At 72.1% G+C, this 25,130-nt stretch carries 19 protein-coding genes; 4 read left to right on the forward strand and 15 right to left on the reverse strand.

The window, feature by feature from the left end; genetic code table 11:
• Positions 1–9 precede the first annotated feature (9 nt).
• The 8 genes from OG521_17665 to OG521_17700 form a co-directional block, all read right to left on the reverse strand.
• Positions 10–1,044, reverse strand: a complete 1,035-nt coding sequence (locus OG521_17665) for a 3-oxoacyl-ACP synthase III family protein (protein ID WUW22520.1) — start codon at positions 1,042–1,044, stop codon at positions 10–12.
• Entirely contained in the window at positions 1,041–4,088 is a 3,048-nt protein-coding gene (locus tag OG521_17670) for a type I polyketide synthase (protein ID WUW22521.1), read from the reverse strand. The genes OG521_17665 and OG521_17670 overlap by 4 nt, the downstream gene beginning before the upstream one ends.
• The gene (locus OG521_17675) at positions 4,088–4,366 is read right to left on the reverse strand and encodes an acyl carrier protein (GenBank protein WUW22522.1); all 279 of its coding nucleotides are present in this window, start codon (positions 4,364–4,366) and stop codon (positions 4,088–4,090) included. Before OG521_17675 ends, OG521_17670 begins: the two co-directional genes overlap by 1 nt.
• A 57-nt stretch (positions 4,367–4,423) precedes the next feature.
• Positions 4,424–6,121: an acyl-CoA dehydrogenase gene (locus tag OG521_17680; protein WUW22523.1), complete on the reverse strand. Its 1,698-nt coding sequence runs from the start codon at positions 6,119–6,121 to the stop codon at positions 4,424–4,426.
• A 98-nt stretch (positions 6,122–6,219) separates the two neighbouring features.
• Positions 6,220–7,995, reverse strand: a complete 1,776-nt coding sequence (locus OG521_17685) for an acyl-CoA/acyl-ACP dehydrogenase (protein WUW22524.1) — start codon at positions 7,993–7,995, stop codon at positions 6,220–6,222.
• Position 7,996: 1 nt separating this feature from the next.
• Positions 7,997–9,787, reverse strand: coding sequence for a fatty acyl-AMP ligase (locus OG521_17690; protein ID WUW22525.1), 1,791 nt, complete (start codon positions 9,785–9,787; stop codon positions 7,997–7,999).
• A gap of 190 nt (positions 9,788–9,977) precedes the next feature.
• On the reverse strand, positions 9,978–11,909 hold the full coding sequence (locus OG521_17695) for an HAD-IIIC family phosphatase (protein ID WUW22526.1): 1,932 nt from the start codon (positions 11,907–11,909) through the stop codon (positions 9,978–9,980).
• Positions 11,910–11,933: 24 nt separating this feature from the next.
• On the reverse strand, positions 11,934–12,635 hold the full coding sequence (locus tag OG521_17700) for a hemerythrin domain-containing protein (protein WUW22527.1): 702 nt from the start codon (positions 12,633–12,635) through the stop codon (positions 11,934–11,936).
• Between the two features lie 189 nt (positions 12,636–12,824).
• Here OG521_17700 and OG521_17705 point away from each other — a divergent pair, with 189 nt between their 5' ends.
• Positions 12,825–13,271, forward strand: a complete 447-nt coding sequence (locus tag OG521_17705) for an SRPBCC domain-containing protein (GenBank protein ID WUW22528.1) — start codon at positions 12,825–12,827, stop codon at positions 13,269–13,271.
• A gap of 54 nt (positions 13,272–13,325) precedes the next feature.
• Positions 13,326–14,576, forward strand: coding sequence for an FAD-dependent oxidoreductase (locus tag OG521_17710; GenBank protein ID WUW22529.1), 1,251 nt, complete (start codon positions 13,326–13,328; stop codon positions 14,574–14,576).
• A gap of 138 nt (positions 14,577–14,714) precedes the next feature.
• On the opposite strand, the gene OG521_17715 is transcribed toward OG521_17710, so the two are convergent.
• The 4 genes from OG521_17715 to OG521_17730 all read right to left on the reverse strand — a co-directional run bounded on the left by OG521_17715 (position 14,715) and on the right by OG521_17730 (position 19,930).
• A complete protein-coding gene (locus OG521_17715; protein WUW22530.1) occupies positions 14,715–15,935 on the reverse strand; it encodes a cytochrome P450 in 1,221 nt (406 codons plus the stop codon).
• Between the two features lie 161 nt (positions 15,936–16,096).
• Positions 16,097–16,459, reverse strand: a complete 363-nt coding sequence (locus tag OG521_17720) for a hypothetical protein (GenBank protein WUW22531.1) — start codon at positions 16,457–16,459, stop codon at positions 16,097–16,099.
• A gap of 103 nt (positions 16,460–16,562) precedes the next feature.
• Positions 16,563–17,618 (reverse strand): ketoacyl-ACP synthase III family protein, encoded by a 1,056-nt coding sequence (locus OG521_17725; protein ID WUW22532.1) that lies wholly within the window; start codon positions 17,616–17,618, stop codon positions 16,563–16,565.
• Positions 17,619–17,785: 167 nt separating this feature from the next.
• Positions 17,786–19,930 carry an MMPL family transporter gene (locus OG521_17730; protein WUW22533.1) on the reverse strand — a complete coding sequence of 715 codons (2,145 nt, stop codon included), beginning with the start codon at positions 19,928–19,930 and terminating at the stop codon, positions 17,786–17,788.
• 193 nt (positions 19,931–20,123) lie between these two features.
• Here OG521_17730 and OG521_17735 point away from each other — a divergent pair, with 193 nt between their 5' ends.
• Both OG521_17735 and OG521_17740 read left to right on the forward strand, forming a co-directional pair.
• Positions 20,124–21,242, forward strand: coding sequence for an amidohydrolase family protein (locus tag OG521_17735; protein WUW22534.1), 1,119 nt, complete (start codon positions 20,124–20,126; stop codon positions 21,240–21,242).
• Positions 21,239–21,622 carry a metal-sulfur cluster assembly factor gene (locus OG521_17740; protein WUW22535.1) on the forward strand — a complete coding sequence of 128 codons (384 nt, stop codon included), beginning with the start codon at positions 21,239–21,241 and terminating at the stop codon, positions 21,620–21,622. The genes OG521_17735 and OG521_17740 overlap by 4 nt, the downstream gene beginning before the upstream one ends.
• An 80-nt stretch (positions 21,623–21,702) precedes the next feature.
• On the opposite strand, the gene OG521_17745 is transcribed toward OG521_17740, so the two are convergent.
• Genes OG521_17745 through OG521_17755 form a run of 3 tightly spaced genes read right to left on the reverse strand, consistent with a single transcriptional unit; the run spans position 21,703 to position 25,108 of the window.
• Positions 21,703–22,305 carry an NAD(P)H-dependent oxidoreductase gene (locus OG521_17745; GenBank protein ID WUW22536.1) on the reverse strand — a complete coding sequence of 201 codons (603 nt, stop codon included), beginning with the start codon at positions 22,303–22,305 and terminating at the stop codon, positions 21,703–21,705.
• A 38-nt stretch (positions 22,306–22,343) separates the two neighbouring features.
• Positions 22,344–23,615 carry an FAD-dependent oxidoreductase gene (locus OG521_17750; protein WUW22537.1) on the reverse strand — a complete coding sequence of 424 codons (1,272 nt, stop codon included), beginning with the start codon at positions 23,613–23,615 and terminating at the stop codon, positions 22,344–22,346.
• Positions 23,612–25,108, reverse strand: a complete 1,497-nt coding sequence (locus OG521_17755) for an aminotransferase class III-fold pyridoxal phosphate-dependent enzyme (protein ID WUW22538.1) — start codon at positions 25,106–25,108, stop codon at positions 23,612–23,614. Before OG521_17755 ends, OG521_17750 begins: the two co-directional genes overlap by 4 nt.
• Positions 25,109–25,130 lie beyond the last annotated feature (22 nt).

The following is a 25,130-nucleotide window of genomic DNA, read 5'->3' on the forward strand; positions in this document are numbered from 1 at the left end:
CCTCCAGGTTCATATCTTCTCCAGGGCGAATCCGGCCTTGATCCATTTGCTGGACTCGATGGCGACGGCGAGCGCCTTCTCCCCCGCCGACATCCTCGTCAGCGTCTTCTCGATCTGGAGGAAGGGCAGTGCGTTGCCGTTGTTGCCGGTGTCGGCGACGCAGGAGATCTCGTGTGCGGTGGGCACGTCGAGCTCCTCGGTGATCTTCCGGGTCATCCGGCCGGAGAGCTGCGGCGGGAGCAGGTAGTCCAGCTGTTCCGCACCCCAGTCGAGTTCGCCGAGGAGTTCCCAGAGGATCTCCACGGCCATGACCGGGACGTGCTGCTCGATGGCCTTGTAGTCCTCGGTGAGCGCCTGCCGGTCGTCGTGCCGGTCGGCGAGCCCGAACCATTCGATGACCTGTCCGGGCTTGCGGCCGAGGCCGGTGAACCGGTTGAGGACGTGGCGCAGGGCCACCCGCTGGCCGCGCGGTTCGGCACTGACGACGGCGGCGCCCGCCCCGTCCCCGAACAGGACGAAGTTCACCAGGTCGCTCGGTGCCGCTCCGGTCAGGTCGCGCTGGACGTCGAGGTGCTTGCTGCACACGTCACCGCCGATGACCAGGCCGGTGCGGTACTGCCCCGACGCGATCATGGTCTGGGCCAGGCCCAGCGCCTGGACGGCGCCGGCACAGCCCGACTGGAGCTGGAAGGTGGGCACCTGGTCGAGGCCGAGCTGGTCGGCGACGTTGTTGACGGTGGCGGGCATCAGGGTGTCGGGGGTGGCGGTGCCGAGCACGATGAAGTCGATCTCGCCCGGGTCGACGTCCGATGCGGCCAGCGCGCGCTCGGACGCCTGGGCGCACAGGTCCGCGAGCGACCAGCGGACCTCACCGGTTCCGAGGTCACGGGCGAAGTACCGGGTCCTGGTGCCGATGAACACCTCGATCCATTCCTCGTTGACGCCGAGCACCTTGGCGAGCTGGGCGTTGTCCACGGGTTCGCCCGGCAGGGCGGTGCCGACCGACACGATGTACGTCGTCGGGGTGGTGGTCTCCTGGGTCATGCGGTCCTCTCCTCGATGCCGGAGCCGGCGGCGGAGGCGTCACGTGCGCGCAGGTAGTTCACGAGGTCGCCGACCGAGGACAGGACGGGAAGCAGGTCCTGCACGGTGAGCGGGCCGATGCCCGTCAGCCGTTCCTCGATCCGGTTCTTGAGCTCCATGATCATCACGGAGTCGAAGCCGAGTTCCTCGTAGAGCCGCAGGTGCGGCGCGAGTTCGGCGGTCTCGTACCCGCCCACCTGCCCGATCGCCTCCAGCACGGCCTCGGACACGGGGTCCGGGGCGGCCGGGCGGTTCAGTGTGAGTACGGCGGTGGCCCGGTCCCTGCCCGGGGCGCCGGCGGTCTCCGGGACGGCCAGCACCGCCGGGCCGTACGGGAAGTCGTCCCGCGGGGTCTCCACGGCCCGGATCGGGCCGCGGGTCCAGTAGCGGTGTTCGTCGCTGAAGGCGTACAGGGGCAGGCGCTGCGGGGTGCGTTCCCGCTCGGTGTAGACGGCGTCCCAGTTCGGGTCGAGGCCGCCGCGGTAGAGATCGGACAGTGCCTGGGCCAGGTCCCGGCCGCCGGACTCCGCGCCCCGTACGGGCAGGACGAAGGCGGGGCGCGGTCCCTGCCGGGGCGGGCCGAGCTTGCGTGCCATCGAGGCGAGGACCGGCGAGGGGCCGATCTCGACCGCCTGGTTCGCGCCGTCGTCGAGCAGCCCGGTGGCGGCGTCCGCGAACAGCACCGGCTGCCTGATGTGCGCCACCCAGTAGTCGGCGTCCATCGCCTCGCCGTCCAGCCGGCGGCCGTGCACGGTGGAGTACACGGGGAGGTCGGGGACCCCGCCGCCCACCTCGTCGGCAACCTTGGCGAATCGTTCCAGCATCGGGTCCATCAGATACGAGTGGAAGGCGTGCGAGACCGTCAGCATCCGCGTGCGGACCCGGTCGCGGCCGAGGTCCTTCTCGATCCGGCGCAGCGCCGACAGATCCCCCGACAGCACCACGGCCCGGGGGCCGTTGATCACCGCGATGCCCACCTGGTCCTCGCCCGCCAGCCGGTCGGCGAGCTCCTCGCGGCCGGCCAGCACGGCCAGCATGCCGCCGCCCTCGCGGAGTTCCTGCATCAGGGCGCCCCTGGCCGTGATCAGCCGGGCCGCGCCGTCCAGCGGGAACACCCCGGCCAGGCAGGCGGCGGCGTACTCGCCGACGCTGTGGCCGAGCAGCGCGCCGGGCTGGACCCCGAGCTCCTGGAGGGTGCGCCCGAGGGCGTACCCGACGGCGAACAGCGCGGGCTGCGCCCACGCCGTCCGGTGCACCGCCTCGTCGCCGTCCAGGATCAGATCGCGTACGGACCGGCCGGTGTGCGGCAGGAGCGCCGCATCCGCCTCGTCGAGGAACCGCCGGTAGAGCGGGGCGTCCTCGTACAGCCCCGCGGTCATCCGCGGGAACTGGGACCCCTGGCCGGTGAAGAGGAACGCGGTGCGCGGCCGGCCGGTGGGCGCTCCGGTGAGACGCGCCAGCAGATCCGGGTCGGCGGCGGCCTCGCGCAGCCCGCGCACCAGCTCACCGGTGTCCCCGGCCGGCACCGCGAACCGGTACCGGTGACCGGACTTGACCCGGTTCCCGGTCCAGCTCAGCGGGCCGACCGGCACCCGCCGGCCCGACAGCGCGTCGGCCTGGCTCAGCAGGTTGCGGCGCAGCGCGTCCGGGGTGGGCGCGGTCAGGGTGAAGACCGCGGAACCGATGCCGGTGTCCGCCTCTCCTCCGGGAGGGGCGGACCGGGGGCGGACCGCGTGGGCGGGCGCGGACTCCAGCACGGCATGCGCGTTGGTGCCGCCCATGCCGAAGCTGCTCAGGCCGGCCAGCGTCGGCGTGTTCGCCAGTTTCAGCGGTGCCTTGAGCAGCCGCAGACCGTGCTCGCGTAGCTTCAGCTGCTGGTTCTCCTTGGCCGAGAACCGGCTGGGGGGCACGGTGCGGTGGTGCAGGGCGAGCGCCACCTTGATGAGCCCGGCGATGCCGGCCGCGCCTTCGGTGTGCCCGAGGTTGCCCTTGACCGAGCCGAGGGCCATGGGCTTGCCGGTGCGGCCCGCGTGGTGGTGGCCGAGCGCCTTGACCTCCATCATGTCGCCGAGCGCGGTCCCGGTGCCGTGTCCCTCGGTGAACACGACGTCGGCGGCCTCGACACCGGCCCGTTCGTAGGCGGCCTCCAGCACCTCCTGCTGGGCCCAGCGGTTGGGGGCGGTGAGCCCGTTGCTGCGGCCGTCCTGGTTGACGGCCGTGCCCCGGATCACCGCGTACACCTGCTGGCCGTCGGCCAGCGCGTCCTCCAGCCTGCGCAGGACGACGGCTCCGACGCCCTCTCCCCGGCCGATCCCGTTCGCCTCGGAGCTGAACGGCTTGCACCGGCCGTCCGGTGCCGACAGACCGGCCTGGGTGTAGAAGATCGACAGGGCGGGGGTGAGGGCGACGTTGACGCCGCCCGCGATCGCGTGGTCGCACTCCCCCGCGAGCAGCGCGTTGGCCGCCAGGTGCACGGCGACCAGCGAGGAGGAGCAGGCCGTGTCGACGGCGAGGCTCGGTCCCTTGAGGTCCAGGTGGTACGAGATCCGGTTGGCGGTCATGCAGTAGCCGTTGCCGGAGCCCACCTGGGCGGTGACCCGGGCGTAGTCGGTCAGGTGCAGCTGCGCCCATTCGTTGCCCATGATGCCGACGAAGACACCGGTGCGGGTGCCCGCCAGCCGCTGCGGCGGCAGTCCCGCGTCCTCGACGGCCCGCCAGGCGCACTGGAGCAGCAGCCGCTGCTGGGGGTCCATGGCGGCCGCCTCGCGCGGCGAGATGGTGAAGAACTCGTTGTCGAAGGCGTCCGGGTCGTCGATGAACCCGCCCTCGGTGGTGTTGGAGTGCCCCTCGGCTCCGGTGGGCGAGTGGAAGTCGGCGGCGTCCCAGCGCTGTCCCGGGACGTGACCGACCCCGTCCCCCGACCGCATCAGGAGCTCCCAGTAGGCCCCGGCATCGGGCGCCTGCGGGAACCTGCAGTCGATCCCGACAATGGCGATCTCGTTCATCAGGCAGTCCTCACCCCGTCGGCGAACGTCTCCATCAGGTGCCCGGCCAGCGCCGCCACGGTCGGGTAGTCCCAGGCCACGGTCGGTTCCAGTACCAGGTCGAAGTCCTCCTCGATGTCGCCGCACAGGCTGAGTGCGGCCACCGAGTCCAGGCCGTACTCGGCGAGCGGCACGGCCGGGTCGATCTCGCCCGGCTGCCGCTTCAGGTACAGGGCGATGCGCTCGGCCAGCCACGTGGTCAGCTCTTCGGTGGTGTGTCCGGTGGTCGGAACGGGCATGGTGCACTCCTCGGCGAGGGACGGACGGTGCGGCGGTTGCCGACCGGGCTCCGGCTGTCAGCCGGCCAGCGGGGTGTTGTACAGGTCGTAACTGCGGTTCTCGTGGAAGCGGTGGAGCACCTCTTCGTGCACCCTGCGCTCACAGGATTCGGGCAGGTCGGGCAGTGGCCGGCCCAGGCGCCGGCCGAGCCGGTGCAGGGCCGCTGCGGCCCATGCGGGGTCGGCGAGGAACGGGTCGTCACCGTCGCGGGCCTGCTGCCAGACGCCGATCACCGAGGCAGCTGCCAGCAGCACGGCGTACCGGTCCGCCAGGGCGAAGCTGCCCGGGCTCGCCAGGGCCGTGCGGTCCTGCGGCTCCAGGCCCCGGCTCTGCTCCTGGATCTGGCGGAGCTCGTCCATCATCCGCAGCGCCGAACCGTGTACGGCCCGCTCCTCGGGCGTACTGCTGGGCAGTTCGTCCACGGCCGCGACGAGCGAGGCGCTGAGGGAGTCCCGCCCGCTGGCGAGCGTCAGCCGGTCGAACGGGATGGGCGGCAGGTCCTCCCGGAACCGGAACAGGGTGGGCGGCGCCGGGTCGCCGGCGAACCAGGCGCGCTTCGCGAGCCGGGACAGCTGCGGGATGATGGTGGCCTGGCAGGCCGCGGACCCGGCGTGGCCGAGGCTGAGCACCGGCAGGTCCCGGACGTGCTTCTGGAAGATCCCGAACTCGCCCTCGCGGACGTAGAAGCGGGCGCCGAGGACGATCGAGAGGTCGTACATGGCGTCCGTGAGCATCTTCGGGACCAGGTACTTCACCGCTGCCGCGTAGACGCTGGTCTCCTCCGGCAGCACGTGCACGGCGCGGGTGGCGGCGAGCGAGAGGCTGTCGCAGATCAGCAGGTCGAGGAACGCTGCGGACAGGGTGGCCCTGGCGTGCGGGATCTCCATGGCCGAGCGCCGGTACAGCTGCCGGCCGAGCGCGAAGCCGACGACCGTACGCAGGTTGGTGTCGGTCGCCCCGAGCGCCATGCCGGGGACCGCGCTGCGGGTGATCTGGAAGGCGCGCAGGGCGAGTTCGACGCCCTTGCCCTGCTCCCCGACGAGCGCGGAGGAGGGCACCTGGCAGCCGTCGAAGTCCAGGCCGGACAGATGGCAGCCGCGCACCCCCACCGCGTCGTAGCGGGGCAGGACGCGGTAGCGGTCCTCGTCGAGGCCGTCCCGCTCGGCGAAGAGCACGGAGTGGCTGCGGCTGCCGGGCGCGGGGTCGGTCCGGCTGAACAGCACCCAGGCCCTGGCCCGGTCGGCGTTGTTGATGACCTGCTTGGCGCCGTCCAGGCGGTAGCCCCCGGGCACCGGCTCGGCCCGGAACTCGTTGCGCACGAAGTCGTTGCCGTGGGCCAGCTCGTGGTAGGCGACGGAGACCTTGCCGCCGTCGAGCAGCAGCCGGGCGAGCCGTGAGCGCTGTTCGTCGTCGCCCGAGGCCCAGACGTTGACGCCCGCCATGAAGGAGGTGACTCCGTAGCCGAGCCCGAGGGCGATGTCCCGGCGGAAGACCTGGCGCATCACACGCACCAGCGTGTCGATCCGCTCCAGCCTGCCGCCGTGCGCCCGCGGCACGAAGTCGGCGTTGAGGACCAGTTCGTCGAGTGCCCGCTCGCCCGGCTCCGACAGCTCTCCGGCCTCGTCGGCCTCCAGGAGCCGGGCGTGGGAGACCTCGCCCCGCTCGTCGGTCGGGTCGCCCAGGCGCTGTTCCAGCTCGGCGACGCGGGCGACCACCCTGGCTTCCTGGCCGGCGTCGTGGGTCTCGTCAGGGGCGCCGGAAGACGCTCCATACGCTCCCGAGGCCGAAGTACCGATCAGCATGGCGTCCTCTCTCAGCTCGTTCCGGCAGTTGCGCCGGTGTGGTTCAGCGGGAGCCGTCCCGGCAGCTGCTGGGGCAGCAGCGAGAACAGCTCTCCGGTCCGGCGGCCGGCCCGCAGATGCGCCAGCAGCCCTTCGTACGCCTCGGGGTCACCGCTGCCGGGCTCACCGAGACGTTCGAGGATCCGGTCGAGCGCGGCACGCAGCCACAGGCCGTCCTGCCACAGCGCGGCGGTGGCGCCGCCGGCCGCCAGGCCCGAGCTGTGCACCCACAGTCCGATGCAGGCCGCCGCCGCGTAGCAGAGCGTGTACCGGCGCGCCAGGTCGAAGACCTCGGGCGGCACATCACCGATCAGGCCCTGCCGGCTCTCCATCTCGGTGTGCACCCGGCGCTCCACGGCGACCAGCCGCTCGGCGGACTCGACGGCGCCGCGCAGGGCCGGGTCGTCCTCGGCGCGCCGGCGCAGCTCGGCGACGGACGCGTCCAGGCCGGCCAGTACGCCGCTGCCGTGCCGGGCCACCAGGGAGAGCCGGGCCGGGTCCAGCGGCGGGACCGGCACCGAAAGGTCGTAGGCGGCCACCGCTCCCGCCTCGTCTCCGGTGCCGCGCCGCCTGCCGCGTACCAGCGAACGGAACTGGTTGACCAGAGAGTTGAGGTTGACCAGGGTGTTCCCGTCGAAGAGGCCGACGATCCGGTGGTCGCGCTCGATCTTCTGGAACATCCCGCCCGCGTACACGCCCTTGAGGAAGGCGCGGGCGCCGAGCACCCGGGTCAGCGCGGAGAGCACGCCCTCGGTGCCGCTGGGCAGCAGGTACTTGGTGACGGCCGCGGTGACGCTGAGCTCGTCCGTCTGGGTGTGCACGGCCCGGGCCGCGAACACGGCGAGCGCCTCGTGCAGCAGCACGTCGGCGGCCGCGGCGCTCAGCACCGACCTGGCCTGCGGGAGGTCGATCAGACGGCGTCCGTACAGCTCACGCTCCTCGGCGAAGTCCGCGGCGATCCGCAGCCCGTGGTCGGCGGCGCCGAGCGACAGGGACGCGCACATGGTGCGGGTGAGCTGAAGAGCCTTGAGGACCGTCTCCAGGCCGCCGCCCTCGGTGCCGACCAGGTCCTGCCGGTCCACCAGGGCGCCGTCGAAGGCGATACCGGAGATGTCGGCCCCCCGGATGCCGTGGGTGCGGACCTTGGGGAGGTGGCGGTAACTGCCCTTGCCGAGCTTCCTCTTGTCGACCAGGAGCACGCTGAACCCGCGCGGGCCGCCCGCCGGATCGGTGCGGGTGAGCAGGGAGAGCAGGCTGCCCCGGGTGGCGTTGTTGATCAGCCACTTCTCGCCGCTGACCAGCCAGCCCGCCTCCTCGCCCGTACCCGCCACGTCACCGGCCAGCAGGTCGCTGCCGTGGGCCCGCTCGGTGAGCCCGAGCGAGACCGGCACACCGGCCCGGACGTCCGCACCGAGCCGGCGGGCCTGCTCGGGCGTGCCCGACACCCATACGCACACCCCGCCGAGGTAGGTCTTGCCGTGGCCGACGGCCACGGTCAGATCCCGGCGGGCGACGGTCCGCATGAGCTGCAGCACCTGTTCGTAGCTGTGCAGCCGCCCGCCGTGCTCGGCCGGGACGTAGTAGTCGGTGAGACCCCATTCCTCCAGCAGGCGGCAGATGTCGGCGGGGAACTCCTCCTTCTCGTCCAGCTCCACACAGCGCACGTGGGAGAACGGGCCGGCGGGGTCGCCGGGGTCGCCGAGGAAGCGGTCGAGCTCCTCGGCGAGCCGGTAGGGCGGATGCTCCATGTCAGACCGCCGCTTCCAGTGGGCGGTCGGTGGCATCGGCGACGACCTCCCGGACGGCGGGTTCGAGCACCTCGTAGAGCGGGGTGATCGCGCCCTGCAGGAACAGCTTGCGCATCAGGGTGCGCTGGATCTTGCCGCTGGTGGTCTTGCGGATGGTGCCGGGCCGCACCAGCATCACGTTGCCCGCGGAGACGTTGAACTCCTTGCCGATCAGCGCCTGGGCGCCGGTGGCGACCGCGCGCAGGTCGGTGCTGACGGCGCTGGCCCGGACCTCCTGGACGATGATCAGGTGCTCCCGGTCGGTCTCCACCGAGAACACCGCGCCCGAGCCGAGGCCCAGCGAGGAGTCGCTGGACTGGACGGCGCGTTCGACGTCCTGCGGGTAGAGGTTGCGGCCGGCGAAGATGACGATCTCCTTGAGCCGGCCGGTGACGTACAACTGCCCGCCCTCCAGGGCGCCGAGGTCACCGGTGCGCAGCCAGCCGCCCTCGTCGGGGCTGCCGTCGGCGCCGGTGATGTGCGCGTCGAAGATCTCCTCGTTGGTCAGCGGGCGCTTCCAGTAGCCGCTCGCGACACTCTCGCCCTTGACCCAGATCTCCCCGACGCCGCCTGCCGGCTGCTCCAGGAAGGTCTCCGGATCGACGATCCGCACCTCGAAGTCCTCGGCGTGCACCACGCCGCTGCTGACCAGGGTCCGGGAGCGGCCGTCGTCCGCCGGGTCGGCGAGCCGGCCCTGCTCCAGGGCGGCCGGGTCCACGGCCCGGTTCACCGGGCTGAGGCCGAGCGGGGTGCCGGACACCAGCAGTGTCGTCTCGGCCATGCCGTAGCAGGGGAAGAAGGACTCGGCCCGGAATCCGGCCGGCGCGAAGCGCTCGGTGAAGGCCTGCACCGTCTCGCGCCGGATGGGCTCGGCCCCGTTGGCCGCGGTCACCCACCGGGACAGGTCCAGGGTGGACAGCTGCTCGTCGCTGATGCGGCGCACGCACAGGTCGAAGGCGAAGTTGGGCCCGCCGCCGATGGTCACGCCGTGGTCGTCGATCATCCGGAGCCAGCGGTAGGGCCGCCTGAGGAAGGACGTCGGGGACATCAGGGCCGCCGAGCCGCCGATGTAGAGCGGGTGCAGGATGTGCCCGATGAGTCCCATGTCGTGGTAGAAGGGCAGCCAGCCGCCGAAGCGGGACTCGGCGGTGGTGCCGGCCGAGCGCTGGATCGCCGCCTCGTTGGCCAGCAGGTTGGCGTGGCTGACCATGACGCCCTTGGGCTCACTGGTCGATCCCGATGTGTACTGCAGGAACGCCAGGTCCTGCGGCGTCACCGTCGTCTCGGTGTAGGCACCGGCGTCGCCGGCCGACACGTCGTCGGTGGCCAGGCAGACGACGTCCGTCATGCCCTCGGCCGCCAGCCAGGCGGATATCTCCGGGGCGTTGGCGGAGTCGGTGAGCACCGCGCGCACCTCGGCGTCCCGCAGGATGCCGGAGACGCGGGCGAAGTGCTGGCCCTGCTCGGTGGGGAGCGTGGCGGGCACCGCGACGGCCCCCGCGTACAGGCACGCGGTGAACGCCTTGATGAAGTCGGTGCCCGAGGGGTAGAGCAGCAGCACCTGGCGGCCGGCGGCCCCGCTGTCCTGCAGCCACGAGGCGATCCGGCGCGCTTCCCGGTCGAGTCCGGCGTACGTCAGGTGCTCCGGGGCCGAACCGCCGGCGTCGTCCCGCAGGAAGATGAAGGCGTCCTCGGCACCGAGCTCGGCGGTGCGCGTCAGGACGAGTTCCGTAAAGGTTCGGAAGCGTGTCAACGTCTTTCCCTGGCCTCTCCGAGATCCGTCGGCAAAGTGCCGGCGAAGGGTGTTCGGACAGGTCCGATCGTGCGTGTCCGCACTAAGGCATCGCTTGTGTCACCTGCGAGTTCGCCCGCTCGTCCGGGCATGCGGGAGCCTGCCGTCCACCCCGGGGGATGGGCGGACGGCAGGCGGTCTGGGGTACCCGTCAGCCGGGGCCGGGCCGGAAGGAGACGTCGAGGGTCACATGGCCGGGGGCCTGGGGGATGACGGCCAGCGAGTGGCGGAAGGCGAGGTGCCCTTCGGCGTTCTCGTCCGTGGTCTCGAAGCCGAGCGAGGGGAGGAAGTCGCGCACCTTGTGGTTCTTGGCGGTCGGCAGGTAGCTGCCGTGCACGGCCGGCGCCCCGGTCTCCCTGGCGTGGTCCAGCAGTGCGGCGAGCGCCGCCTGCTCGATGCCGCGGGCGAAGACGCGGCAGCTCAGCAGGACGTTGTCGAGGTGCAGGCCGTCCTCGTCGCGGTGCGCGAACAGGGCCCCGACGACGCCGTTGTCCCCGAAGCGGTCGCCGGTGCGGATGGCGAGCACGAGATGGTCCGGGGAGTCGAGCCGCTGCTGGACGTCGGCCTTCTGCAGCCGCTGGGTGGTCAGGTTGAACTGGTTGGTGCGCAGGGTGATCTGGGCGATCCGGGCGAGTTCGTGGGGGCGCACCGGCGAGACGTCGACGCGCACGTCCAGCTCCCGCAGGTAGTCGTCCATCGACCCCGTGCTGTCCAGGAGGTCCCGGCGCCCGGCGTCGGCCCGGTACTGACCGGCCCGGTCCCGGTCGGCGTCGGTCAGCTCGCGGGTGTCGAACCAGCCGTCGGCGAGCAGCCGGCCGATGTGCAGGGCGGGCTCCTCGTCGAGGCGGACCACGGCGGTGTCGGGCAGGTTCGCGGCGACGAGCCCGCATTCGAAGGGCGAGTCGTCGGCGAAGACCAGACTGTCCACGCCCAGGTTGAGACGCTCGGCGATGGCGCGGAGATTGCCGTCCTTGGGCTCCCAGTTGGCGCTGACCGCCACGAAGTCGGCCTCGCGCAGCCGCATGTCCGGGTGGTCGCGCAGTACGTCGATGACGGCGTCCCGGTCGTTCTTGCTGCAGACGGCGAGCAGGACGCCCTGGGAGCCGATCTGCTTGACGACCTGCTGGAAGGCGCCGAACGCCGCTCCGCGGTAGGTCGTCGCCGCCGCGATGCCGCCCGGTCCGTCGTCGCCGAGTATCCCGTCCCACAGGGTGTTGTCGAGGTCGACGACCAGCACCTTCTTGGTGCGGCCGCGCACGGCCCGGGCCAGGTGGCCGATCTCCCGGGCGTACCGGGCCAGCAGTTCCTCGCCGAGGTGCACACCGGCGTACGCGGCGAGCCGGCTGTCGCGCACCGGTCCGGACTCGGCGATCAGCGGGTCGAGGTCGATCACGTGCACCCGCGGGTGATCGAGCGCGAGCCGCAGCAGCCCCGTGTTGAACTCGCGCCATTTCAGCGAGAGTTCCGTACGGGAGCGGTGGTCGACGAGCTGCCGGGTGTGGACGGTCAGGAGCGGCAGGGTGTTGAGCACCAGGACTCCGGAGCCGTGCCGCATGTACTGCTCGACGAGTCCGGTGAGGAGCCGGAGCTTGGCGTCCAGGACCTCGGACACATCACCGGGGCCCCACGGCGCGGGGAGTTCGTCGAAGACGATCTGGGCGTCGAGCAGGCAGAGCGCGAGCTCGGTGTCCGGCGCGTACAGCGGGCTGCCGGTGTCGCGCAGGTCCCGCAGCCAGGAGTCGTGCTCGCCCCGCAGCAGCCGCAGCGGCACGCCGTGCCGGGCGAGCTCCGCGGTGAGCGAGGCGCCGAGCGCGTCCAGGGTGCCGTGGCCGGTGACGGCGGCGGTCAACGGGACCGCGCCGGGGTGGAGTTCACGGACCGCCCCGGGCTCGGTCCTGGCGAGCAGTCCGCCGGCCCGGGACAGGCCCCGCCAGCCGTCCTTCGCCTGCGCGATCTCGGCGAGCAGCCCCGGGACCCGGGGGTACTCCGCCGCGATGCGGCCCTCGTCGTGCAGGGCGCGCAGCCGCTCCGCCGCATCGGCCCGGGTGGTCTGCGCGGTCCTCGGTGCTGTGGGTGCCGTCACGGCCTTTCCCCTCCTCGCTGTCGCTCAGGCGCGGCCGGCCGACCGCGTCCCGTGAAGTCCGGCCCTCGCACGGCGGTGCAGCCCCTTGCCCGCGACCCGCCACAGCAGCCGCACGGGTCCGGGCAGCCGGCCGAGGAACTCGTCGTAGTGTTCGGGACCGGCCGCGGAGGCCATGGCGCCGAGCATGTAGAGCCGGTATTCCTTGGGCACGGCGTCGCGGCCCCGCTCGCTCAGCCGTCCCCACTCCTCGGCGGTGAACCGGCCGGGCACCAGCGGAAGGATGTGCCGCTCCTCGTCCGCGAGGTGTTCGTCCAGGGCCGGCAGGAGGTCGGTGCAGGCCTTGACGAGTACGTCACGCAGCGCCGGATCCGCCGAGTCCCGCCAGCGGGGCAGCACGTCGGCAACCTGTCCCAGGGATCCCGCGATCCGCTCGTGCTGCTGTTCCATCCGTAACAGCAGAGCGGGGTCGACCTCCGGGTCCCCCTCCAGCCTGGGCCATACGAGCTCGTCCTCGGCAAGGTGGTGTTCCTCCAGCATCGAGTCGAGTGCGTCGAGGTGGGATGCCACGGTCCTGCTGCGCCGGGTGTCCCCGGCGTCGACCGCCTCCACCAGACCGACCGCTGTGCGGTACTCCTGCTGGAAGAGCCGGTGCACGACCACCATCTCGCCGGTGTCCGGCTCGCTCGATCGCCGCTTGGCCGCCATTTCCTTCACCCTGGCCTTCATGATCGGTTCGTTGCACCCGGAGCTTGGCCGGGTGCTCTTAAGGGGTACTTGTGCGGACCGCACCGGGACCCGGACCGGCGCCCCCGGAGCGTTTAGCCGGGCTGAAGCGGAGGACCGCAGAGTGCGGCAGGGGCCGGATGCCCCGATTTCCGCCCGACCCCGCCGCCGTGAAAAGGAGTGCACCCTCCCATGCGCCGTATCTCGTCCGAGGTCCACATCGTCGCCGATCCCGGCCGGGTGTGGGACGTACTCACCGATTTCGCCCGCTTCGAGGAGTGGAACCCGTTCCTGGTCTCCGCCGCCGGGCGGGCCGATCCCGGCGCCCGGCTGGCGCTGCGCTTCCGGCTGCCCGGCGGCCGCGAGATGGACTTCGCGCCGACCGTGCTGGCCGCCGAGCCCGGCCGGCTGCTGCGCTGGCGCGGCCGGCTCGGGATTCCGGGGATCTTCGACGGTCTGCACAGCTTCGAGCTGACCGCCCGGGACGGCGGCACCCACGTACGGCAGAGCGAGCGGTTCAGCGGGCTGCTGGTCCCGTTCTGCGGCTCGCTCGTCCGGGAGAGCGGTGAGGGTTTCGCCACCCTGACGGATGCCCTGAAGACCCGGGTGGAGGCGCAGATCCCGCAAGGACGCCTTTAGCTCCCCGCTGGAGCATCCGACCCGACCGTGGCTCCCCAGAGAGGCAGGACGACGATGACAGCAGAGCTGACCGCCCAGGTGTGCGTGGTGGGCGGCGGGCCGGCCGGGCTCGCCCTCGCGGTGGAGCTCGCCCGGCGCTCCGTCTCCGTGGTGGTGCTGGAGCAGAGCGGCCACTTCGACCGCTCCTTCCGCGGCGAGTCGGTGTCGCCCGACTCGGTGTGGCTGCTGGACCGGCTGGGGCTGCTGGACCGCCTGGAGGGCTCCTACCAGCGGATGCACCACATGGAGATCATGGACGGCGGACGGACCGTCATGCGCGCCGACTTCGAGCGCTTCCCCTACCCGAACCCCTACCCGGTGGAGCTTCCGCAGCCCGCGCTGCTCTCCGCACTGGCCGAGGTGGGCGAGGACCTGCCCGGCTTCACGCTGCTGCGCCGCGGCACCGCGGTGGGACTGCTGCGTGACGACGACGGCCGGATCACCGGGGCACGGGCCCGCACCCCCGACGGTGAGGTCGCCGTGCGGGCCGCCCTGACCGTGGCCGCCGACGGACGCTTCAGCAAGGTCCGCGAGATGTCCGGACTGCCGTACGAGAAGGTGCCGCTGGACCGCGACGTGGTGTGGCTGAAGCTGCCGTTCCCCGCCGAGTGGGACGACCGCACCTACCGCATCCGCATCCGGGGCGACCAGCACGGCCTCTTCATCCCCACCCACCCCGACAGCGTCCGGGTGGGTTTCAACATCCCCAAGGGCGGGCTGAAGGAGCTGCGCGCCAAGGGCCTGACCGCGCTGTACGAGCGGCTGGACCTGCTGGCGCCCGAGTTGTCCGGCGCGGTCCGCCAAGAGGTCACCAGCTGGTCGGACACCTCGATGCTGGACATCTTCACCAGTGTGGTGCCGCGCTGGTCGATGCCCGGTCTGGTGCTGGTCGGGGACGCCGCGCACACCCTGACCCCGATCCTGGGGCAGGGCGTCAACCACGCCATCATCGACGCCGTCACGCTGGCGCCGCTGCTGGAGCGGGCGTTCGCGGCCGGCGACGCAGGCGCGGTGGAGCGGGCCACCGAGGAGTTCCAGCGCTCCCGGGAGAAGCCGGTGAGCCGCTCCCGCCGGCTCCAGCTGCGCCAGGAGAAGCTGTTCGAGCTGCACAGCCCGCTGGGCGGCGCGCTGCGGCGCTCGCTCTACCGGGTGATGGATCGCAGCCCGCGGCTCAAGCTGCGGGTTCTGGCCGGGGCCTACTTCCAGCTGCAGAAGCCCGGTCCGGTCGCCGACCGCCGTACCACGCAGCCCCGCGCCGGGGCCTGAGGGTCCGGCGACGCACGGCCTGCACCCTCCCACCGGTCGCCCGGTGGGAGGGCGCAGGCCGTGCGTCGCCGGACATGTCACTGCCCGGGCCTCCGTCGGAGGTCCGGGCAGTGGCGTGGAGCGGTCCGTACCGGGTCGTCACCAGGTGACCGGCAGCCGCTCCAGGCCGTGGACCATCATCCCGGTGGTCATCCGCAGGTTGTCCACGTCGTCGGCGAGGGCGAGGTCCGGGAAGCGGCGCAGCAGTGTGGAGAGCGTGATCTGGAGCTCCGCCCGGGCCAGCGCGGCGCCCAGGCAGAAGTGCGCGCCGTGGCCGAGGGCGAGGTGCCCGGTGGCCGAGGGGCGGGTCGGGTCGAAGCTGTCCGGGTCGCCGTCCGTGAAGCGGTCGGCGTCCCGGTTGGCCGAACTGGTCGCCGCGATCACGCCGCTGTTCTTCGGTATCAGGGTGCCCCCGATCTCGACGTCCTCCAGGGTGATCCGGTACGGGCCGCCGTCGCCGATGGGGTTGATCCGCATCAGCTCCTCGACGGCGTGCACCATCAGCTCCGGCCGCTCCCGCAGCGCCGCCGTGTGCTCGGGGTGGCGGAGCAGCGTCAGCACACAGGTGCCGATCATGCTGACCGTGGTCTCGTGGCCGGCGACCAGCAGCGTGATGCCCATGACGATGAGCTCCATCTCGCTGAGGCTGCCCTCCTCGTCGTGGGCGTTCACCAGCGCGCTCATCAGGTCGTCGCCGGGCTCCTCGCGCTTGCGCTGCACGAGCTGGCCGAGGTAGCCGAACAGCTCCATGCGGTTGGTGTTCATCTCCTCCGGCGACATCGACGTCAGCGAGACGAACGCGTCCGACCAGCCCCGGAACTTGTCGCGGTCCTCGAAGGGCACTCCGAGCAGCTCGCAGATCACCATGACCGGCAGCGGGAAGGCGAAGACGGTGTTGAGGTCGACCGGACCGTCCATCTTCTCCATCTCGTCCAGCAGCTCGTCGGTGAGCTCCTGGATGCGCGGGCGCAGGTTCTCCACCCGGCGGGCGGTGAACTCGCGGGACACCAGCCGGCGCAGCCGGGTGTGCTCGGGCGGGTCCATGGTGAACAGGCTGGCGGGCATGGGCGGCAGGTTGGTCAGCTTCGGCGCGTCCGGCTCCACGGTGGCCGCGCGGCTGAAGCGCGCGTCGCCCAGCACCGCACGGACGTCCTCGTGGCGGCTCACCACGTAGCCCTCGTCCCCGCTGGGGAGCCGGACCTTGGCCACCGGGCACTGGGCGCGCAGTTCCTCGTAGACGGGGGGAACCTGCACCGCCGAGGGGCGGCGGAAGGGGTACTGAAGCTCGTCTTGGCCGACGGAGGACGCGGTGCTGTCCATGGGCTGGATACTCCTTCTGTGGGTGACGGTCGATCGGCACCCACGCTCCCAGCCGGGGCTAGTGGCCCGGTAAAGGACGCCGCGGACTGCGCGGGTCCGGACCCGCGAAGGGCCCGCGGCCTGGGGTGGCCGCGGGCCCTTCGGGTGGCGCCGGTGGTCCGTCAGGCCGTGGGAATCCCGTGTCCCAGGGCGCGCCTGAGCGCGAGGTGGGTCAGCCAGGCCATCCCGAAGGTGAAGGGGGCCGCGGTGTCCTCGGCGGGGCCCGGAATGGCGGAGCAGACCAGCATGATGGCGAGCGGGATCCAGACGCGCAGCACCAGGTTCTGGACGGCCGCCGTGCCCGGCGCGAGCCTGGCGAGTAAGGGCACGAGCAGCCCGGCCACCGCGAGCGGGATGGTGAGACCGGTGTGCTTCACCGCCTCGAAGACCGTCCAGACGAGCAGGAAGAGCCCGAGCACTCCCCAGGCGACACGTACGGCAGCGGACGCGGACTTCGGCTCGGTGTCGGTGCTCTCTGGAGTCATGTCGTCTCTCTTTCCGTGTCATTCGGCGTAGCGGTCGCACTACAGACCGTCAGTATGCAGGGTGGGGACGGGACTTGCCGGTGACTCGGATGCCGCGCGCCCGTCAGGCGGGCACGGCCTCCCCGAGGCCGACCGGCGCCCAGTCCGGCTGCTCGGTGATCTCGAGCACCGCGCAGGTGCAGCTGAAGCCCGATCCCCCGCCGACCATCAGCACCCGGTCGCCGACCGCCAACTGACGGTGCTCCAGCAGGTGGTTGAGGGCGGCGATCTGGTCGCCCGCGCCGAGGTGGCCGACCCGGCGGGCGAAGTCCCAGGTGGACTTCTCGAACGGCAGCCCCAGCAGCTGCGGCACCTGCCACTGCATCCGGCTGCGGCCGCTCGCCAGCACCACGACCCGCGCGACGTCGTCCCGCCCGATGCCCGCGTCGGCCAGGGCGTGGTCCACCACCTCCTTCACCACGGCACCGACCCGCTGCGTCGCCGCGCGGAAACCGCCGGCGTTGGTACGCATGTAGTGACCCACCCGGCCGAGCAGGTCGAGAGGTTCACCGGTCGGAACGGCCTTCAGCTCGGCGCCGCGCACCACGGCCTCCATGGCGTTGTCCGAGCCACTGGCGGTGGACAGCAGCCGGGCGACACCGCCCCGGCCGGACAGCACGAGCGCGGTCGCCCCGTCGCCGTAGACGAAGCCGGGCTCGCTGCTCCAGCGCTTGATCAGCGGTGCGCCGAACCGGTCGGCGGTGGTGACCACGGCCGCCTTCTCCGGCTGCGCGTCCACCTGGCGGGCGGCCAGCTCCAGCGCCCCCAGGGCCGCGTTGCACTCCTGCTGGAAGCCGAACGCGGTCGCGTCCCGGCCCAGCGCGTGGCCGGCGACGTACGACGCGGCCGGCCACATCTCCACGCCCTGGAACCAGATGCCGGAGTGGATCAGCAGCCCCACGTCCGCGGCGTCCAGACCGGACCGCTTGACGGCGGTGGTGGTGGCCTGGACCGCCATGTCGGGCGGCGCGGTGCTCTCGTCGGCCACACAGACCGAGATCAGGTCGTCCTGCTCGGCCTGTTCCGCGTCGTACCGGCCGTCCTCCACGGCGGTGCGAGCCTGCTCGGGCTCGGCCAGCCACACTCCCGTTCCCGCCACATAGACGTTCTCCCAGCGCATGGGACAGCTCCTTTCGACACGGACGTTGCCAGGATCATCGGCACAACGCCTTTGGCCCGGCTAAAGAGCGGGGCCGGCGCCGGTTCCCGGACACGGCGCCGCCCGGGACCCCTGTCACCCGGGTCCCGGGCCGCGCCTCCGCCGGTGAGGCGGCGGTCAGGAGGCGGTCAGGAAGCGCTCGCCGCGGGCTGCTCCGCCTTCTTCTGCGCGGGGGCCGGCTCCTGCGCGGACGGTCCGGCGTCCGGCGGTTCCATCCGGTCCAGGCGCAGGGCCCGGTGCAGTCGCCGCAGGGGGGCCGGGGCCCACCAGTTGGCGCTGCCGAGCAGGGCCATCAGCGAGGGCACGAGCAGGGCCCGCACCACGGTCGCGTCGACCAGCACGGCGAACGCGGTGCCGAGGCCGAGCTCCTTGATGAAGACCAGCCGGGAGAGCGCGAGGGCGCCGACCGCGAGGCAGAACAGGGCCGCCGCCGACGTGACGACGGGACCGGTCCTGGCGAGCCCCTCGGCCACCGCCGCCCGGTCGTCGAGACCGGCCGACCTGCCCTCCTTGATCCGGCCGAGCAGGAAGACGTTGTAGTCCGTGGACAGGCCGAAGGCGAGCGCGAAGACCAGCACGGGTGTGGTGACCTCGATGCCGTTCTGGGCGGCGAAGCCGAAGTGGCCGTCCTGGAAGACCCAGACCAGGAAGCCCATGGCGGCTCCCGTGGACAGCAGGTTCATCACGAGCGCCTTGAAGGGCAGGATCAGCGATCCGCAGAACGCGAAGAGCAGCAGCAGCGTGACGACGGTGAGGATGCCCGCCGCGAGCGGCAGTTTGTCGCCGATGCTCTCCTTCTGGGCCAGGAAGTCCGCGGTCAGTCCGGTGTAGCGGGACGGGTGCGGCGCCTGGACGTCCTGGACCGCCGCGGCGGCCTCCTTGGCCCCGGTGCTCAGCGGCGCGCCGCCGAGCACGGCGTCGATCTCCCAGTGCCCGTCGTCGAGACGGAACGGGGCGCCGACCGACTCGACGCCCGGGACCGAGCCGATCTGCCGGGCGTACGAGGCGAGCGCGGCCCCGTCGCCGTTCGTGTCGAGGACGATCTGGAGCGGCGAGGCGGGCGGCTTCGCGAAGTCCTTCTCCAGGCTCTGGGCCACCTTGCCGGCGCTGGTGTCGGCGGGCAGCGTGGAGGCGTCCGCGCCGGTGAACTTGATGCCGAGCACCGGCGACGCGACCAGCAGCAGCACCGCCGTGGCGGCCACCGCGACGACCGCGGGCCGGTGCATGACGGCCGAGGCCAGCTTGTGCCAGCGGTTGCCCGCCGCCTCGCCCGCCGAGATGTCGCGCTGCCAGCGGCGCGGCGCGAGGGAGTTGACCCGCCGGCCGAGGACCGCGAGCAGCGCGGGCAGCCCCAGCAGGGCGAACAGGGCGGCCGACACGACGGTGATGACGCCCGCGAGGCCCATGGAGCGCAGATACGGGTGCGGGAAGGCGATGAGGGCGGCCAGTGCGGCGGCCACGGTCAGCGCGCTGAACAGGACGGTGCGCCCGGCGGTCGCCACCGTGCGCCGGACCGCCTCGCTGCCCGCGCCGTGCACCGCGATCTCCTCGCGGTAGCGGGACACCATCAGCAGCCCGAAGTCGACCGAGAGACCGAGTCCCAGCGCGAAGGCGAGGTTGAGCGCTCCCGTCGAGACGCTGGTGAACAGTGTGGCGAGCCGCAGCCCGGCCAGGGTGAGCAGCAGGGAGACGATCGCGCCGACGAGCGGCACCAGTGCGGCGACCACTCCGCGGAACACCAGGAACAGCAGGATGAGGATGAACGGCAGGGCCAGCGTCTCGGCCTTGGCGAGGTCGGTGTTGGACACGTCGGCGACCTGGACGTGTCCGGGGGTCGGACCGCCGAGCCAGACGTTGCCCCGGAGTGCCGGGTCGTCCTCGATGGCCTTCTGGAGGGCCTTCTCGGCGTCGATGGTGGCCGACTCCTTCATCGGGCCGACCGAGCCGATGACGAGGGTGCTGCGGGAGTCGTCCGAGATCAGGGACGGGTTGGACGCGGAGGCGTAGTCGAGGACCTGCTCGACCTCGGGCCGTGCGTCCAGCAGCGCGGCCGCGGCCGCCACCCGGGCCGGCTTCGGGGTCTTCGCGTCGAGGGGCGCGTCGGTGCGGACGAGCAGGGCGTACCCCTGCTGGGCGTCGATGCCGGTGGCCTTCTCGATGACGTGCCGGGCCGCGACGTTGGCGCCGCCCGGATCGTCGTAGTCGGAGAGCCCATTGGTCAGTTTGCTCTGCACCGTGCCGCCGAAGAGTGCGGCCAGCACAGTGGCGAGCACGGCCAGTAAGAGGCTGGCACGCCGCCTGGTATGCAGCGCTGAGCCCAGGGCAGAGAACATGGATCCTCACCTTCCGTCGTTGCACCGAGTCTGGACGCGCGCGCTTTAGCCCCGCTGAAGTCCGCTGCCGGACACTCGCCCCGGCCGCATCCCGAACCGTAGCGGCCGGCAACCGCTGTGACGGGAGATCCAGTTGATCGACAATATGTTCGTCATTGATGCCACCGTCCATCCCTACAATGTCGCGGACAGCAATCTCAGGAAAGACGGCGAATTCCCGAACCTGCACGCATTCGCGCTGCGGGAGATGCTCTGGGGCATGCACGAGCGCTTCGCGACGAAGGGTTCGTCGATACCGCGCGAGGCGTTCTGCACCGACTGGCCACCGGAGTTGCTGGCCTGGACCCTGTTCTCCGAGTCCGATGTGGACATGGCCGTCAACCACCGGCTGCGCATCGACAGCGTCTTCGAGGACGGTCTGTGCAATGGCGAGAAGAACCGGGTCCTGGCCGAGAAGTGGCCCCAGCGGATCGTCCCGTACGCGGGTATCAATCCGCTGCTCGGCGTCGACGCCTGTATGCGCGATCTGCGCGAGCAGGTGGAACTCCTGCCGGGCACCATCGGCATCAAGGTCTATCCCAATGCAGGTTCGCCCGACCACAGCTGGCGGCTCGACGATCCGGAGTTCACCCCGTTCTTCGAACTCGCCAAGGAACTGGGCATAAAGATCATCGCCGTTCACAAGATCGTCCCCAATGGGCTTGTCCCGCTGGGGCCTTTCGGAATCGACGACCTCGAGAACGTCGCCATCCGCCACATCGATCTCTCCTTCGAGATCGTGCACGCGGGACTTCCCCCCTTCGTGGAGGAGGTGGCGATGGCCCTCATGCGGCTGCCCAACGTCTACGCCAACCTGGAGATCACCTCGGCGATCCTGGCGCACGGCATGGGATACGTGGAGGAGGCGCTGGCCCAGCTCATCTCGCTCGGCGGCGCGGAGAAGATCATCTACGCCTCCGGGGCCCTGCACTTCCACCCGCAGCCGGTGCTGGAGAAGATGGCGCGGCTCACCTTCTCCGACCGGATCCTGGAGCGGTACGGCCTGGAGCAGATCACCCAGGAGCAGCGCGCGGCGTTCCTGGCCGGCAACTACGCCCGCATCGCGGGGATCGACCTGCCGGCGGCGGCCGAGCGGATCCGCGACGACGAGTTCGCGGCCTACCGCGCGGAGCACGGCACGCGCCCGATGTGGTCCTACTGGCGGGAGACGCAGCCCCAGCTGTGGACCCCCGAGTCCGAGGCCGCGGCATGAGCCCGCAACCGCCCGTCGGTGAACGGGTGCACGCGGCGCTCTGCGAGGTGTACGACCCCTGCAGCCAGTCCTGGCAGCGCCCCATGAGCCTGGTCGATCTCGGCCTGGTGCGGGACGTGGCGGTGGGCGACGACGGCCACGCCACGGTACGGATCAGCCTCACGGCCCCGTTCTGCATGGCCGTGCCGACGATCATGCAGTCGGTCGAGCAGAAGGTGGGCGTCGTGCCGGGCATCACCGGGGTGAAGGTGGAGCTCGACGGCGGCACGATCTGGCGTCCCGAACTGATGACGGACAAGGGGCGCGAACTGCTGGCCGCCGCGCGCGCCACCGACCGTCGCAGCCTGCCGCTGGTCAGCGTCAACGAGAACTGCGACTGAGCGGGACGCCCGGGCGCGCGGGGCGCAGTGGAAGGGGCCGGGCATCCTGGGGGATGCCCGGCCCCTTCCGTTTCCCCGTGCTACAGCGACGCGCCGGCCGGCTCCCGTCCCTGCACCACGGCCTCACGGCCCTGCCGCATCCGGGCGAAGTCCAGTACCTGGCCGGTGAGGATGTCCAGGCGCCGGGCGGTCCGGGGGTCGGCGCAGCCGGTCTCCGTGAACTCCGTGCCGGCCGGCACGACCACGCCCATCGGGACGGTCCAGCCGCGCAGCGACTGGGCACTGGCCCGCAGTCCGGCCAGCGCGGACGCCCCGGCCACGTCGTTCCAGGCGACCGTGAGGCATCCCACCGCCCGCCCGTCCAGATAGCCCGGGGTGTCCCCCGCCAGGTCCTCGGTGTGGTCGAGGGCGTTCTTGAGGAGACCCGACATCCCCCCGTGGTAGGTGGGGCTGGCCAGCAGTACGCCGTCGGCGTTCCGCAGCACCTCCAGCAGCCGCAGCGCCGGTCCGGACCGGGTCACCGCGTCCGGGTCGTACAGCGGCATCACGAGGTCGGGGCCGGACAGCAGCGTGACGCGGGCGCCGGCCAGCCGGGCCCGTGCGGCACAGTCCCGCAGCACGGCCGCGGAGACCGAGGTGGAACGCAACGAGCCGCCGATGGCGGCGATTCGGATCGGGCGCATGACGACTCCGGAAGGGTCTCGGTCGGATCGGAGCGGACTCACAGCCGGGCGGCCGCCTCCCGCGCGGCCCGTACCCCGCTCAGCACACCGGCGTCCGCGAGCAGCCCGTGCGGGCCCACCCAGTCGCCGGCCAGGAAGACACCCGGCTCACCGGCCACGGCGGGCCCCGGCCGGCCGGTCAGACCGCCGAGCCGTGACTCCGGCAGGGCGGTCATGGTGGTGATCCTGGGGAGGAACCTCTCGTGCACCAGGACGTCGCGCCAGCCGGGCTGGCAGGTGTCGAGCAGGGCGTACAGCCGCTTCCGCACCTCGCGGGCGCCGGGCTCCGTCCCGTCGTCGTACCGCGCCAGGTGCAGCACGGCACCCCCGTCGGGTGCGAGCCGGGCGGTGCCGGAGAAGACGGAGAGGTACAGCGGCTCGTCGACGCCGAAGACGAGGGACCGGGACGGTTCGGGCAGCCGGCTCAGCGCCACGTCCAGGCAGGCCGTGTGCAGCGGGCGGCCCGCCGTGCCCGCGAGGCCGGGCTGCTGGAGCAGCCGTCCGGCGGCTCCCGGGGACAGCCCGGCGACGATCACCGACCGGGCCCGGATGCCCGGGCCGCCGGCCGTGGTGACGTGGGCGTCCGGCCCGCCCCGCACCGACTCGGCCCTGACGCCGGTGCGCACGTGCACGCCCAGCGCCGCGGCCCGCGCCAGGAGGGCGTCGACCACCGTGCGCCAGCCGCCGTCCACGTACCGCACACCGCGCCGCGCCTCGGCGAAGTGCGAGGCCAGGGCGTTGGCCCCGATCATGTCGGGGCGGCCCACGTAGGAGCTGATGCGCAGCACCGCGAAGGCCGCCTGGCGGGCGCGCTCGGTGGGGAGCCGGCCGGCCAGCCACTGCGCGGCGTCGCTCCCGTCCGTTCCGGAGCGGCGGCCGGACAGGGCCAGCAGCCGGGCGACGGACACCCGTTCGCGTACCGAGAGGAGCCCGGTGCGCAGCAGCGGTCCGGCCGCGGCGTATCCGGGATGCAGCTGCCCGTCGCGCAGCGCCAGGGCGCCGGCGAGGTCGGGTGCACGGCCCGGGACGCGGACGCCCAGGGCCTGGAGCTGTCGCTGCGTGCCCCGGTACAGGGCGCGCGGGCCGAGCCCGAGCCGGTAGCCGTCGTGCTCGGTGGTGCGGGCCCGGCCGCCCGCCTCACCGCCCGCTTCGAGCAGCACCACACGGCGGCCGGGGCCGGCGGTGGCGGCCAGCGCCACCGCGGCGGCGAGGCCGGTGAGCCCGGCGCCGACGACGACCGCGTCCGCCCACTCGTCCGGCCCCCCGCTCACTGCTGTCCGGCCCCGGGGAGGATGAACGGGAAGCCGTGCTTGTCCAGTTCGAGCGCCGAGTCGGTGACGGCCGTGACGAGCGCCTCCAGGTCCTCGGTGCTGTGCGCGCCTCCGGTGAACAGCATCGGAAGGCTGAGGGTGTAGAAACCGCGCTTGCGCAGCATGAGGGTCAGCAGGAAGAACGCGATCGGGTTGACCGAGCCGGCGAACGAGCGGTAGTCGTCGTAGCTCTCCTTCTCCAGGAAGCCGAACGAGCCGATGAAGTCGCCGAAGCCGACCAGCCGCAGCGGGATGGCGGTCCGGGACCGGAAGTCCGCCAGCCGCTGCTGGACCATGGCGACCTTGGCGCGGGTCTCGGTGTAGTAGGTGTCGCGCTGCTCGTGCAGCAGTCGCAGGCTCGCGTACGAGGCGGAGAGCGCCAGGTGGTTGCCGGCGTGGGTGGTCTGGACGCAGGTCTTGCGCCCGATGTCGGTGAGCGGCAGCCCCGAGGTCTGGGTGTGGTCGAGCAGGGCGGCCCGGCCGCCGACGGCGGAGAGCGGGATGCCGAGGCCGCTGATGACCTTGCCGTAGCAGTACAGGTCGGCCTCGATGCCGAAGTGCGCGGCGGCGCCGCCCGGTCCGTAGCGGAATCCGGTCAGCACCTCGTCGAGGACGAACGGGACGCGCGCCCGGCGGCACGCCTCGGACACGGCCTTGAGCAGCGGCACCGTGTGCTCGACGAACGGGAAGGAGGAGGAGGCCGCCTCGGTCAGCACACAGGCGAGCTCGTGCTTGTGGCGCTCGATCAGCTCCAGTGCGCGCACCGGGTCGTTGGGCAGCACCAGCAGGTCGCGCGGATCGGCGACCGGGACCCCGGTCAGTGCCGACTGGCGCTCGATCCCGCCCTCGGGCGTCTCGCCGGGGAAGGGCTGCGTGGGGTGCCCGTGGTACCAGAAGGCGGTGTTGTGCATCCCGAGGTCGTGCACGCCGTGCAGCGAGCCCTCGAACTTGGCCACCATCCGGCGGCCCGTGTGCGCCCTGGCCAGCCGGATCGCGGCAGCGGTCGCGTCGGTGCCGGAGTTCAGGAAGGCGAACTTCTCGACGTGCGGCACGAACTCGTGCAGCAGATCGACCAGCTGGGCCTCGACCGGGTGGCAGTAGCCGTTGCCGGTGGTGGCTCCGAGCTGCTCCTTCACGAACTCCACGACCGGTTCGGGGCTGTGCCCGTGCAGGGCCTGGGCGCCGAACCCGAGATGGCAGTCGATGTAGTCGTTGCCGTCCAGGTCGGTGATCCGGCTGCCGTGCGCCTCGGTCACCACCAGCGGGAACTGCGGTGAGTGGAAGGGCCAGAAGACATGGGTGGACGCGTCCACCTCACGCAGCCGCCCGGTGGCGGCCACGGAGCGGGTCTGTCGTTCGGTGAGCTCGGTGAACAGGTCGATCAGCCACTGCTGCGAGAGCAGATCACCGACCAGTGACTCGACTGACGTCGCCTCGGCGGCGGTTGTGGTCATCACGTTCTCCAGGAAGGGTCGG

This window comes from Streptomyces sp. NBC_01463, from assembly GCA_036227345.1.
Taxonomy (GTDB): domain Bacteria; phylum Actinomycetota; class Actinomycetes; order Streptomycetales; family Streptomycetaceae; genus Streptomyces.